The sequence below is a fragment of the Halobacteriovorax sp. GB3 genome (assembly GCF_028649655.1).
GTDB lineage: Bacteria > Bdellovibrionota > Bacteriovoracia > Bacteriovoracales > Bacteriovoracaceae > BSW11-IV.
The window spans coordinates 657,700-671,074 of record NZ_JAQSLN010000001.1 but is presented as its reverse complement, the minus strand read 5'-3'; the positions used below and the strand labels follow the sequence as shown (position 1 = coordinate 671,074).

Sequence of the window (13,375 nt, the reverse complement as noted above, 5' to 3'; positions counted from 1 at the left end):
TGGCCTTAATCAACTCAGGGGAATCAGGGGTTTACTGTGCTTACGTTGCAAACAAAAAAAGACGCCACATGAAGTAACGCCTATTTAAAATTAAATTTATTATCTTCTTTTTCTTTCAATCCCAGCAAACTTAACTTTAGTTTCAACTAGGAAGCAGTCACTATAATTTCTTTCTTTATTATCAAAGTCTTTTACACTGTACTTTTTAAGATGCTTTTTAACAGTCCTTTCACCACTTAGTAAGATTCTTCCATGGCCAAAAGTTCCTTCACCCGAGTTCGTCATATCAGTTTCACCAACCTTAAAGTTAATTCTATAACCAAGGTCACTATTTCCCCATCTATGAAGATCCATTCCTAAAAACATTGGGATTGGTTCTTTAGGGCTACCATTACTACTTGTAGATGACGACATAGACCCATCTCTCCATTTAGCTGTGTACTTCCCTTTATCTCTACCATTCTCTCTCTGTCTTAATTCTTGAATGTCATAATGATTTTCACCACTAGAGTTAATCCATACCTCACTCTTTACAGGCTCTCTATAACCAGTATCTACTTGATAAGTCCACCTTCCCTCATGCATTACAGAATATGCATCTTTATCTAAGAATGACCTATTTCCATTACCTAAAATTAGAGTAGATTCAGTTTTATCATTGTGAAATAGTTTTGAGTGAACAAGACCTACACCTTTACAATATGTCGATTCTTTTCTTCCTGTTGCAAACTTAATGGCCTTCTCTAAGTCATCACTAGCTTTCATTCCATTGTACTCAAGGTAAGACTTATAAATATCTTCAAACAAAGGGTGATCGTTAGATACCTCACTGAGAACATCTTCAAGAATAACTTTAGCTTTCTCAGTGTTTTGCTCAACTTTATGAGCATCCATAGCATCCTGGTAACGGTGTGCAACATCAAGTCCGTTAGCAAACACGTTCATCGTTAGGGCCGTTAATGTAAATGTAATCATCTTTTTCATTCTAATCTCCTCGATAAGTGATTTATTGTTAAAACCATTATCGAATGTCTCTATCCCCACAATTTCACGGTCATGTCATGGTTTTGTCATGAACCGATAGCCAAGGCCCCTAACTGTTACTAAATGCTCTTTCTCAATCTTTTTTCTAAGACCCAATATAAAATTATCTACTGTTCGATCAGTTCCATCATAAGAACTTCCCCAAACCGCAGAAATAATCTGTTCTCTATTAACAACTTGACCATCTCGTTTTAAAAGAAACTCTATTAGCTTTATCTCTTTTCCTGAGAGTTCAATCGCTGAATCTGACTTTCTCAAAATAGATGTTTTGAGACTGTAATTAAACTCTCCAAATACAACTTCTTCTTTAATTGAAGAACCCAATTTGCGATGAACTCTTGCAAGTAATTCTTCAAGAGCAAAAGGTTTTTCCATATAGTCATCTGCACCTAATTTAAGGCCACGGACTTTATCTTGAGTTTCAACTCTTGCTGAAAGAACAATTATTGGAATCTCATTTCCTTCACCTCTTAATTCTGAAATGACTTCAAAACCATTCATGAAAGGCATCATAATGTCTAAAATTATTAAATCAGGTGCGACAGTCCCAGCAAGATAAACTCCATCCTCACCATCAAATGCCTGCTCAACGATAAAGGATTCAGCTTCTAATGCCTTTTTAAGACCTAATTGAATGTTCTCATCATCTTCAATAACAAGTATTTTATGACTCATTTTTAATCCTTAATTCAAAGAGAGCATGTTCCTTTCCTGGATTCTTTAGCTCAATCTCACCATTCATTTGAGTCACTAAATTCTTTACTATAGATAGACCAATTCCAAGGCCATCGGGAGATGTGTTCTTAGCTGATTTTGCACGATAGAACTCTTCAAAGATTTTTCCACTATCTTGCAAGTCAATTCCTGGGCCCTCATCTTGAACTTGAAATACTAAACTATTATCAATCAACTCCATTTTCAAAGTTCCACGTTTCCCATATCTAATGGCATTTTTAAGTAAGTTTCTAAGAACAACTCTTAATCTACCCTTATCAATATTTACTGATTCTTGGATAGAATTAGTTATAACAATCTTATTTTTAAACTCAGAATCTATTTCATCTAAGAAATCCTGAAACTCAGATTGACTTAATCTAATAAGATTTAAAGATTTATCTCCCTTATTTATCAGGACAATATCCTCAAAGAAGTCATTCAGTCTCTTCGATGACTTCATTAGTGCTGTAATTAACTCTTCATCATGACCATGTTTTAAAAGTAATTCAGAATTAAGTCTTATTCCTGTTATTGGCGTTTTAACTTCATGAACAAGCTGGTTTAGGAAACTAACCTTTTTAAGAACCTCTAAGCGTTTATTTTTAAGTTCCAACAAATAAAGGCCAACAGCTAAAAAGAGTAAGATAAAACCAAGCCCCATCAGAGTCTTTTCTCTAACAGAATTGAACTTAAAAGGATTAAATCCTTGTTTGATTTGAATATTGAAAGGATTTGCGGATAACTCTATTTCTGTAACATTGGCTTCACTTCTAAAAGCTGGAAACAATATCTTTGTTAAATAGTTTAGCGACGGAACTGATAATGAAACAACTCCATCCTTATCAGCTTTCATCAAAACACGATCAAAAGTATAGCGATTTTCTATATTACTAAAGTCTGTCTTATTTTTTAGTTGTTCAAAAATGAGTGAAACCGACTCCTTAATACTTTGATCAACGAGTGTCTTTTCATAAAGACTAAGTTTTTTAAATTGATAGGAACTATCATTAGAGTGCAACCTCTTAACGGCCAGTGCCTTATCCCAGCTATCATTCTTTGTGAGTTGGGACTCAAGAAACTTCTTTTGATCAATTTTAGTTAATGAACTGAACTGTTTCCAGTCACTTTCACTTTTTGATTTAGTAGGAAAAAAGGCCTTATCAACCAGTTTCCCATTTCGATCAACCTTAACTGTAATGACATTAGAGTCTGAATCGACCTTATAATTTTGTACGAGGTAATCTTGCCAGCTTTTAGTCCACCCCTTAACTAGATTATCTTTTTGCTGATTTATATATAACTGGTACATCTCTTTTTCGTAAGACTCTCTAAGAGTGAACGAAAAAATCACTAGAACCAGTCCTAAAATAAATGTGATAAGCGATATTTTTTGATTCATTAATATTTTTTTATCCAATTCATGTCATGGGAATATCATGAGATGAAATAATGCAGTAAATCTCTATACTTTTAAGAACTTATCACACTGTGCACAATGTTTAAATGAGAAAAAGGCCCTAATAGATAGGGCCCAATTATTATCTTTGGTATGGATCTTCAATGAGGCCTAGAAAGACGAGTTTTGAAATAATAGCCTTTTCTGTACGCTGAAAATCGTCGGCAATCTCTTTAAATGACTTTCTATCATTAAAGCTATCTCTAATGCCCGAACTACCCGAGTTCAAAACCATTTCCAACCACTTACTCATCTCAATTAGTAAAATATCGCCCCAAAAGAACTATTAACTAATTAAAATCGTAATTTTTGATATGATCAGTGACGAATTTTCGACGAGGGAGAAAAATGAAAACAAATTTTAAAGGCAATAAAACACAAGAGTATAAAACGATTATAAATGAAGCGAATAAAGAATTGATTAAAGAGAGGACGAAAAGGCTTTTCTTAGCAGAAATTCTTACGTTATAAAAAACTAAACTGCCAAAAAGAGTTAGAAAAGCAAGCTTCAAAGTGCATCAAACAATACTCCAAGTTTCTAGATATCGTGACTCTATGCCAGCTATCAGGACTTAACATAAAAAAGTACTACTTATTAACAAATCAAGTAAGCATCTCCAGAACACATGCAAATCAATTAACGATCAAAGAACAAAAGACCATAATTTCACTAGCAAAAAGAAAGAATCTGAAGCATTTATCTATTAAACGTCTACAACTTTACGCTTATAGAAAAGGTCATATTTACTGTAATTATCATACATGGAGAAAGTATATAAAACTTATAATCTTAGAGATAAGTCTATAAAGAAAAAGAAATATAATAAAATCAAACGACCAATAACATCTTCTTCAAATCAGGTATGGCATCCAGATAGTTTACTTCAGAGTCTTTAAATAGTACTCCTTTAAAAAAGGAACCACTTCAAGTACGGCTTGTTCTGCAGGTGAATTTGTATTTATTAAAAACGCGAACTTCTTATCTAACCCAACTATTGCATAAGCGTAGTTAAGTGTATTTGAACCAGCATGCGCAAGTAATGTCCCTGACCAGTCTCTAGTAACTTTTCCCCATGCTCCAAAAGTATAGCCATCTAAATTAGTCTCACTTATGTAATCTTTAGTTTTTTTACTAAGGTAATCATTGTTATTTCCTACACCTAGTACAAACTTTATAAAGATCGACCAATCTCTTTGACTACAACTAATTCCTCCTGCAGGACTCATCGCAGGTGGATTATCTGAACTTATTAATTTTGGGTCTTGCGGTATATAACGATCGTTATCTAATCGATGTGCCCATGGTTGAGCAGAACCATCACTTCTCCCTGCTGGTCCAAATGAGCAAGACTTCATCTTTAAAGGTTTAAAGAGCTTATTAGTTATTACTTCTTCAAATGGCTTAGACTCAATCTGTTCAATAACTTGACCTAGTAACATATACCCTAAGTTACTATACTCATATACTGAACCACTTTTACCTACTCGTTTTGCAGTATTTAAAAAGTTAATAGCAATATCTCTTCCTTGGGAGGCAGTTATATCAAATGAGAACATATCTCCCCAAGGCTTTCCTTCAACATTACCAACGATTCCTCCAGTATGAGATAAAAGATGCTTAATCTTAATATCTTCAAATTTCTTTGAATCAAGAGATTTGATGTATTTTGTAACAGAATCTTCTAAGCTTAGCTTTCCTTCATCATGTAATTTCAAAACCAATGTAGCAGTAAATGCTTTACCACATGATCCTAAATGAAATGAATCCGTTTCTTTAATTTTATCATCCTCTCCACTTTTTCTAACTCCAAAGTTAGAATGAATGAGAATTTCATCTTGTGATAAAATCATAACTGACATAGATGGTATTTTATATTTTTTTACAATCTCTATAACTTTTTTATCAATATCGGCCATAACAGTACTTCCATATAGTAGTAAGAATAAGAGAGATAACTTCATGATGCTTCCTTCCTCTCAACATCAATCTTAGTAGAAAACCCAAGGTCATCAAGAAGCCCTACAATCTTATCAATCGTAAACCTCTTAACACTCATCGAGCGAAGTCTTGAAAGATCAGACTTATGAAGACCAGTAAGAGAAATAATCTCTTCAGATGACATAGAAGAAGTAGCCTTTAAAAAAGCTGAAACAAGTTTAAGTTTAAGAAGCTCCTTCTCATCTTTAACTTCTTTAGACTCTTGTAGTTTATCAATGTCTACTTCATAAGGGTTCATACTTACCTCACTCAATGGAGTGTTATTACTCCAATTGATTCTGGTCTATCACTACATATACAAAAAACCAGTTTATAATTCTTTTCTTCAAATGCTCCACTTCTAACAAAGTAAGAGCATATTTCTTCTCCAAATGCTTTTTCATCACTGGCCTCTAGTCTAAGACCGTTTAACAAATGTGAAACAATCTCAGCAACATCTTCACAAGAGTAAGAAGACCTACCATCTTTATTTACATGAGCTAAATCAATCTCTAACTTTGTATAGTTTAGAAAATTAAACTCAATATTAACTTCAACAGCTTCTAAACCACTAGGCCTTTCAATCAAACCTAACCTTCATGTAATTAACAGTATATCACAGTTGGCAAATTTACCAACCACCCCTATAAAAGTAACAATACCTGAACTACCCGATCTACAGCGACGGTATTTTTAAACACTACAATTTCATCTGCCCGAACTACCCGAGGCTTATAGCACCTACTAACGTACTTCTTCAAATTTAACAGGTTACTAGTAATAAAGGCGCCTCTTGGTCTCCCAGAACTACCCGATCTATCTTTAACCTATAATTAAACTTTAACAAAATCATGAACTTGTCGATCGACAAAGGCTTTCAGCGTTTTTCTTCTTTCATTCTATTTCATGTTAGTTCATTGTTTTTCAGGATGTTTCACAAATTCGGTGTAACAGGGCACCGAGACTACAGCTCAATTTCGGTGTAACTTAAAGTTGAATTACTTGAGTTCAATTCAAATAACGAAGGTGACTTCATATTCTTAAACCATTCATAACCAATAGTTTTATCAATCGTACTCAAAAATAATGATATAGGATTTGAGTGCGATACAAGAAGTATTCTTTTGCCAGAGTGCTGTTTATCCAACTTAGAAAAAAGAGAAGAAACTCTATCTATACATTCCTGTGCTGTCTCAGCACCATACTCAGTATAATTAAAGTCCAACCAACTTTGCTTAAAAAACTCCCAGGTCTTTTCTCTTGGAAGATTTTTTATTATACGCCCACACAGTTCATCAGCTACGATAGGATCTACTCCACGTTCTTTTGCATATGGCCCTACTGTCTGCTTGGCCCTCGCAAACGGGCTACAGTATATCATATCAATATCTAAATCTATTAATTGAGAAGAGGTTGCCCTTGCCTGAGAGTGACCTAAGGAAGACAATGGATGTTCACTAAAATGAATATCTTGACTTCTATCGGTATCTGCATGTCTTAAAAAGTAATATATATTATTCAAATTCACTTAAGGACAAACTTTTCTATTGTGGAAATAATATTTTTAAGTTCATCTAGAGATTTATTAAGATCAGAATCAATATCTAATCCATGGTCTGCTCCATTGATTACTAATGTCTCTAATTTTTCTTTAGAAAACTGCTCGACTCTACTTCTCTCATAAAACGGATCGGCATCTCCTATAACACATAATGATTTATGAGAATTTTCGAGCATAGAATGAAAAACAAAATCATCTTTTAAGGCTGGTGTTAACCATATTACTTTATCAAAGTTTGTTAAATCTCCACTTCCAATGATTCTTGTCCCAATACTTTTAGATAAGATAATCTTTTCCTCAGGTAAATCTAACTCTATTAGATTACTATACAGAAATTGGAAAAACTCTCTATAAGTCTCGACTAAGTTATCTTTTAATCGCTCTCGTCTAAAGTCATACTCCAGGTTTAGTATTTCATACCCAGCATTATATAAAGCCCCACTTGGATAATATAAACAAGGTCCCATATGAGAATACCCCGCTCCGGGAAAGATAATAACTATTCCCTTTGGTTCTTCTTGTCTAAAATGAGAAACATTTACTTTAAACTTCTCACTCTTAAATGTTAACTGATCTATTTTCATTTTGATTCCTGTAGTATTTCAAATACAAAGATACACGACTTGAAACAGTTCTGGTATAGTATAGATAATTATCAATAAATACAAGGAGATACACAATCCCTGAGCTACCGGAAGTTGAAACCATCAAGTCCCAACTAAACAAAGTCCTCCCGATGAAAGTGAAAGAAGTTCATTTCTCAAATGTCTCCGACTCAATCGTTAAAGACAAAGATTTTTCAGCGAAGGGAAAAGAACTTTTAAAAGTAGAAAGAAAAGGAAAGGTTTTGCGTTTCTTTTTTGAGGATGAGTTGCGTGTGATTTCAGGACTTGGCATGAGTGGGTCGTGGCGTATTTCTAAAGAGTGGATTGATGTGAAACATACGCATGTTCAACTTGTAGGTGAAAATGCGGATGGGCCTCTTTATCTTGGCTATGTTGATCCGAGACGATTTGGGAATATGCATTTTTTGACTGAAGAGCATGAGGCGAATTGGCTAGAGCGGCTTGGGCCGGATGTATCGAGTTTGGAATTTACACTTGAGTATCTTTTGAAGCTTAAAAAAGAAAGGCCTATGAAAGTGATTAAGCCTTTTCTTTTGGAGCAGAATTTCTTTTCAGGTGTAGGTAATTATATGGCCTCGGAAATTTGTGCGCGCGCGGGCATTAGACCTACGAGAAAAATGAAAACGCTTACGAAAAATGATCTTAGTAATCTTTTGCAGGCGACGAAGATGGTTCTTGATGATTCTATTGAAACTGGTGGAACGACTTTTTCTGGGGGCTATGCCGATGCTTATGGAGAGAAAGGTCGAGGAGTGACAAACCTAGTTGTGTTCTATCAAAAGATTTGCGGGCTATGCCATAAAAGTGAAGTGAAGAAAATTACGCTGGCAGGTCGTGGAACTTATTATTGTCCAACTTGCCAGCGCTAGAAGTAAAAAAATGCTACCCAGACTTCTTTTTCCAGTCAGGTGGAAGTTGTTTCCAGATTTTCAATTTGTTATGAGTTTTAAAGTGAATATTACGGTTACAGTTACTTTGGATAAGATCTATTACACTCGGTTGTATAGTTACAGTATTTGTATTCGGCAATGATTCTCCAGATATTTTAAAAAGTTCTCTCTTATATGCATCTCTATATGGAGCATAAACACCAGAACTCCCCATCTTATTATTATTGCAAATTACACAATAACAGTATAACTCTCTTAATGCAGATTCAGCTAAATGTGTATAAGTTGTACTGTCATAGTTTTGAGCAGGTACGAATAGTGTTTGTATTCGTCCCTTTAATTCACTTTTCAAAGTCGTTGATAAAAAATCTGAGCATGTTAAAACTGAAAAATTTTGCCACTTCGAAGAACGAAACAAGAACTGATTTGTTCCTTCAACATAATTTAGTTCTAAACGTCTTATTTCTAAAGCTTCGTCAGTAGCAGGGTACCGCTTAGTCTGAATAAAACAATGATAGGTACTTCCATCAATATTTTTAGACTTAGTTGGAATAGAGATAATTGTTTGATTATAAGCATTCCCACTTTTCACAAGCCTATATTCTAATCCTGCGATTAATATTTTATTAAAAGAAGCAACGTAAGATAAATATTTATGAAGATATTTCCTTGGTAAAGTAAGCTCAGGTATAATTATAATATCCGTATTATCTTTTATAGCGGAAGAAATACTATTCAATATTTTTGTATTAATTCTTTCTCTACTTAATGAGTTAAACTGCATACTATGAATATCATTTTTCCAATCTATACCGATCCTACAAATTGACAGTTTAATATCTTTATTCAAGTTTTTAAAATAAGCCTTATTATAGTTTTTTAAAATATAGTCTAAATCAATAATCTCTAAACCGTTTCTCTTTTCTCTAAAATAACTTAACTCCTCAATTTTAACTGCAAGTATTTCTAATAAGCTTTCTACATAGCTCTTATCGTGTAGTTCATTAGTCTTACTAAAAAATAACTTGCGAATAAACGTATGAATGAGATCGAAATTACCATTGACCAGCCTTGCTTCAACGGGCCAATTAATCAGAGACTTTTTCTCTAAATTTCGTAGCCAAAAACTTAGTACAGCGGAGCGTTCATCATTATCTGCGACGAGATAAAATAATGCGAGAATCATTAAATTCAGGATCTTCTCATCGCTTGACCCCGATTTATTGAAATAATTAATATCACCATTAATCAATTCACCTAATTCTGTCTGAAACTCTAATATTCCATATTTCTTTATTTCGCCTTTCTTGAGTTCAAGTATTTTCGTAAGAGTCTCATACAGTCTAGTTTCAGATAACATCCCAAATAAAGAAGTCATTTCTTTACTATAAAGTTCATTAATATAAAGATACAATGTTTCCTCTATAACTCTTCGGATCTTCTCTTTGAATTTTGGCCTATCACTACTATGTTTAAACATATTTTCGAACAATAACTCTACGAAGCACCTTATTTTGCCGGTTCTACGGAACATATAGCCTAACGACGCAACATGATATTCATTCGAATCACTGCCAATATTCGGCAAGGTTAAACATGATGATAAATAGAATTGTTTTGAGAAATGGTCGTCATAAAATCTCAAATCTGATTTGAAACCTCTAACAATAGAAATAAGCTTTAGTTCTGACTCAAAGACATCAAAAACAAAGTTTTTTCTTCCTCCGTGCTTTTTAAAAAACTCATTTCTTACCTTATAGTATATTTTCAAAGCACTGAAAAATGATTCTTCATCAAGATACTCGTAATAAAACAAATCAAAAATCTTTTTTAAAAATTTCAAAACCACATCTGTGGTCATATCACTTTCAATTACTTTTTCAGTAATCGGCATAAAAACACTTTCAAACTTTTTTCCGTCAAAAGTTTTGCTTACAGCATCATTTTTAATTACCTCAGAAGCAACCATTGTTATATAAGAAATATATTTTAACCCACCATTACTAAGCTTAAAAATCAAAATATTAATATATTTACTTAAGAAATCATCTATACCTATGGTTCCTTCACTAATAAGATCTTTAATCTGCTTTAAGTTCTGTACAAAAACAACATTTGTATTAAGTGCTAAATCATTATCAATAGGAGAAATTAGAGAGCCAATGTGCCCCCAATCGGCTTCACCATCAACATAAGTCCCAGTATCAAATTTCATAAAGTTCGTATTAGCTAGCTTAGAAAAATCACTAGTTATTACAAAACTTTTAACTTTATCAGTATTAGGCTTGTGACAAGTCACAGATGGAAAAAAAAGTTTTGTAACAAAAACTTCCTCAACAATTGAAGTCAACCTATCTGTTATACTCTCTATACTAGTTTCTTTAGAATATTTTTTAAATTCAATAATAAATATCAAATCATCTGCAAAAGAGATTAGCTCAACATTTTGAACTTGGTTCATTACCTCATCATTTTTAATTGATGAGGTGATTTTTATCTGAAATTCCTGATAAAATTTTATTAATATGATATTAGAAATAATTCCACTGTATATCCAGCCAATTGGCAATGAATCAAAATGAAAAAGGTCTTTAATCTTTTCTAATGACTCACGAATTTTTTGAGACCTTTGTCCTTCATAAAAATGACTAAAAAATGAAATAATTTGATCAATTTTCAAACAATGATAGAACTTAACTAAATCTGTTTGAAAAAATATTCCATCTTTTTTACTTTCTGCGACTCGTTTTATTTCATTAAGAACTTTGAAAGAGAAACAGTTATATTCAAATTTATAATTTAGTTTGATTGAACTATTCTTGTACCTCTCACGATCAATTAACCGCTCAGTTTTATCTATTGATATTTTTTTTTCTTCATCTATCTTTGAGAGATATGTGTTCTTATTCAATTTATTACCAAATACATTTCGATCTAAAGAGTTTTTATATTTGTAAAGCTCAAATTCTTCTTCTTCAATATTACCCGTATCATGAATTTGTAAGAAGCTATCATCTGAAAAATTATAACTCGTTAAATCGTTTTCAGATTTTAGGATTAGCAATGCTTCTTTATACACATCGACTAAAGTTTCTAACTGAAACTTTAAGCTTGGATATTCATAATAATATTTAATATCACCATCAACTTTTCTTACCGATTTATAGCTGGAATTATAAAACTCAGAATCTAAACTTTTTAATAACTCTTCATAATTATTCTTTGAACAGATCTTCTTTTTTAAATCAGCTGTTATAACGTGAGTATTGAAATTTCTGAAGATTGGATCTTGCTGAAAAAAACGTCTAATATTGTTAAATAACCATAGGTCAAATCCAGTATTTAACTTCATTATCACTCCTGTATAGATACTTTTTCTTATCGTCACAAACAGGCTTAACTAGAATCAATTTTTCTTAACAGAGAAAAATCACTTTATTATTAGTTAGATTCAACAACTCTAGCTATCTTAGCTTTTGAATTTGATCGATATTGTTTTGCTTTATAAGAAAGGTCGAGGAGTGACAAACCTAGTTGTCTTCTATCAAAAAACTTGCGGGCTATGCCATAAAAGTGAAGTGAAGAAAATTACGCTGGCAGGTCGTGGAACTTATTATTGTCCAAGTTGCCAGCGTTGAGATTTAAATTAGTAACAAACAGCAGGAAGTGTAACTTTAGCTTTTGGATTTACTTCGAGCTTTTGCTTAATAAGTGAGAGTTGTGAAATAGGAACTCTCTCAGATGCTGTTCCACTTCCATCGATAAAAGTCATCACCATATCTTCTCCCTCTCCTGTCCAGTAAAGAACTCCTGATGCAGGAATTTCAGTGAATTCAATTGTAAGTAGATCGCGAAGCTTTGGGTAATACTCAAGAGCACCACTCATGGCAATGGCAAGGCCCATATTTGATTTATCGAGTTCTAGCTTTTGTGACTTACAAAAGTTCATCGCCTCTTTTTCTGTTTCAAAAGTTTCTTTTGAGACGAGAATTTTTTTAGAATCCCCTACCGTTAATTCAATGGACTGATCTGTCGTATTTAGAATCGTTGCATAAGTACTTTTCATTCCCTGTGCATCGTATTCAGTAGATGCGAAGGCACTAAAAGATTGTGCGGCCATTAGGGCCATAAAGAAAAATGTCTTCATGTCTTACCTCTTTATTTGAAGTTATTTTCTTCATCATAATAAAAGACAAAAAAGAGGGAGAAAGAAAGATCATTTAGAGAACTCTTTATATGTTCAAAGTTTAAACACTACTTAAGAATTCTCTAAAAAGGCAATAAGAACTGAATACCAAGGGGTCTCTCACTTAAAGAAAGCTTCTCTCCATTCATCGAATTAGCGACGCTAAAAGGACCAATGAGAATTTGGTCATACCAAGCGTGAGTAAAGATATTCTTTCCAAGCTTGTAGTCATTGCTTGCGTATTGCCAGCAAAAGATCATACCGAAAATAAAACGCGCGAGATTCTCCTCTCTAGTTGCTCCAACGTGAGCAAATGAAAAAAGAGCTGAACTAACTATCGCCCCACCCCATGGACTTAGATACTCGGAAAAAGCGGGAAAGAGAAAACCGCGAAAGAAGGCCTCTTCTCCCATACCGACGGCGGCGAACGTTAAAGTTGATTTCCAGCCATCAGTTAAAAGCCAGCGATGGAGCTGCTCTTGATCGTTGTCACGTTTTGCATCATCAATGGCACGCTCTCTTGCTCCATTTCGATTCATGGCCGCAAGGGTGAGAAAAGAAATGGCAAAGGGATCGACGATATTGGTTGGAACAAAACTTTGTCCGTAGTGACTGAAGATGGTCTCCTGCTCACTAGGCTTTCCCCCAGCGTCGCGCCAGGCATCGTACATATTATAAAAATAAATATTGAGACCGACTGTTTTAAGCTTTGGATCTTTTGCATAGGACATGAGTCCAAAACTTGCTGTGAAATAGAGAAAGGACTCGAGGTAGTCTCCGTTTAAGGCCTGACCACCGCCTGGAAGAAGACTCGCAAAGCCACGACTCATCTGGGCCTTTGAATGAAAGGTGAAACTTAATAAAATAGTGAGAGTAAAGATTTTGATATGCTTCATTTCCATCCTAGAAATAAGAGG

At 33.7% G+C, this 13,375-nt stretch carries 14 protein-coding genes; 2 read left to right on the top strand and 12 right to left on the bottom strand.

Going from position 1 to position 13,375, the window contains the following annotated elements; translation table 11 throughout:
• Window positions 1-99 precede the first annotated feature (99 nt).
• The 9 genes from HBN50_RS03315 to HBN50_RS03275 all read right to left on the bottom strand — a co-directional run bounded on the left by HBN50_RS03315 (window position 100) and on the right by HBN50_RS03275 (window position 7,340).
• Window positions 100-984, bottom strand: coding sequence for a hypothetical protein (locus HBN50_RS03315; protein WP_273867917.1), 885 nt, complete (start codon window positions 982-984; stop codon window positions 100-102).
• A 75-nt stretch (window positions 985-1,059) separates the two neighbouring features.
• Window positions 1,060-1,719, bottom strand: coding sequence for a response regulator transcription factor (locus HBN50_RS03310; RefSeq protein WP_273867915.1), 660 nt, complete (start codon window positions 1,717-1,719; stop codon window positions 1,060-1,062).
• Window positions 1,709-3,160 (bottom strand): sensor histidine kinase, encoded by a 1,452-nt coding sequence (locus HBN50_RS03305; RefSeq protein ID WP_273867914.1) that lies wholly within the window; start codon window positions 3,158-3,160, stop codon window positions 1,709-1,711. Before HBN50_RS03305 ends, HBN50_RS03310 begins: the two co-directional genes overlap by 11 nt.
• A 139-nt stretch (window positions 3,161-3,299) precedes the next feature.
• Entirely contained in the window at window positions 3,300-3,470 is a 171-nt protein-coding gene (locus HBN50_RS03300; protein ID WP_273867912.1) for a hypothetical protein, read from the bottom strand.
• Between the two features lie 626 nt (window positions 3,471-4,096).
• A complete protein-coding gene (locus HBN50_RS03295) occupies window positions 4,097-5,134 on the bottom strand; it encodes a serine hydrolase domain-containing protein (RefSeq protein ID WP_273867911.1) in 1,038 nt (345 codons plus the stop codon).
• Window positions 5,135-5,175: 41 nt separating this feature from the next.
• A complete protein-coding gene (locus HBN50_RS03290; protein ID WP_273867910.1) occupies window positions 5,176-5,454 on the bottom strand; it encodes an XRE family transcriptional regulator in 279 nt (92 codons plus the stop codon).
• A gap of 11 nt (window positions 5,455-5,465) precedes the next feature.
• Window positions 5,466-5,783, bottom strand: coding sequence for a hypothetical protein (locus HBN50_RS03285; RefSeq protein WP_273867908.1), 318 nt, complete (start codon window positions 5,781-5,783; stop codon window positions 5,466-5,468).
• A gap of 376 nt (window positions 5,784-6,159) precedes the next feature.
• Complete coding sequence (locus HBN50_RS03280) at window positions 6,160-6,723, bottom strand: histidine phosphatase family protein (RefSeq protein ID WP_273867907.1); 564 nt, start codon at window positions 6,721-6,723, stop codon at window positions 6,160-6,162.
• On the bottom strand, window positions 6,720-7,340 hold the full coding sequence (locus tag HBN50_RS03275; RefSeq protein ID WP_273867906.1) for a hypothetical protein: 621 nt from the start codon (window positions 7,338-7,340) through the stop codon (window positions 6,720-6,722). Before HBN50_RS03275 ends, HBN50_RS03280 begins: the two co-directional genes overlap by 4 nt.
• A 74-nt stretch (window positions 7,341-7,414) precedes the next feature.
• On the opposite strand from HBN50_RS03275, the gene HBN50_RS03270 reads away from it, so the two are divergent.
• Window positions 7,415-8,251, top strand: coding sequence for an Fpg/Nei family DNA glycosylase (locus HBN50_RS03270; RefSeq protein ID WP_337961796.1), 837 nt, complete (start codon window positions 7,415-7,417; stop codon window positions 8,249-8,251).
• Window positions 8,252-8,264: 13 nt separating this feature from the next.
• Here HBN50_RS03270 and HBN50_RS03265 read toward each other — a convergent pair whose 3' ends face one another.
• The gene (locus HBN50_RS03265) at window positions 8,265-11,624 is read right to left on the bottom strand and encodes a hypothetical protein (RefSeq protein ID WP_273867905.1); all 3,360 of its coding nucleotides are present in this window, start codon (window positions 11,622-11,624) and stop codon (window positions 8,265-8,267) included.
• A gap of 169 nt (window positions 11,625-11,793) precedes the next feature.
• Here HBN50_RS03265 and HBN50_RS17585 point away from each other — a divergent pair, with 169 nt between their 5' ends.
• Window positions 11,794-11,910: a zinc finger domain-containing protein gene (locus HBN50_RS17585; protein ID WP_443135159.1), complete on the top strand. Its 117-nt coding sequence runs from the start codon at window positions 11,794-11,796 to the stop codon at window positions 11,908-11,910.
• Window positions 11,911-11,918: 8 nt separating this feature from the next.
• Here the strand turns inward: HBN50_RS17585 and HBN50_RS03260 are convergent, their stop codons facing one another.
• Both HBN50_RS03260 and HBN50_RS03255 read right to left on the bottom strand, forming a co-directional pair.
• Window positions 11,919-12,419 (bottom strand): hypothetical protein, encoded by a 501-nt coding sequence (locus HBN50_RS03260; protein WP_273867903.1) that lies wholly within the window; start codon window positions 12,417-12,419, stop codon window positions 11,919-11,921.
• A 122-nt stretch (window positions 12,420-12,541) separates the two neighbouring features.
• Window positions 12,542-13,354: a CPBP family intramembrane glutamic endopeptidase gene (locus tag HBN50_RS03255; RefSeq protein WP_273867900.1), complete on the bottom strand. Its 813-nt coding sequence runs from the start codon at window positions 13,352-13,354 to the stop codon at window positions 12,542-12,544.
• Window positions 13,355-13,375: the final 21 nt, after the last annotated feature.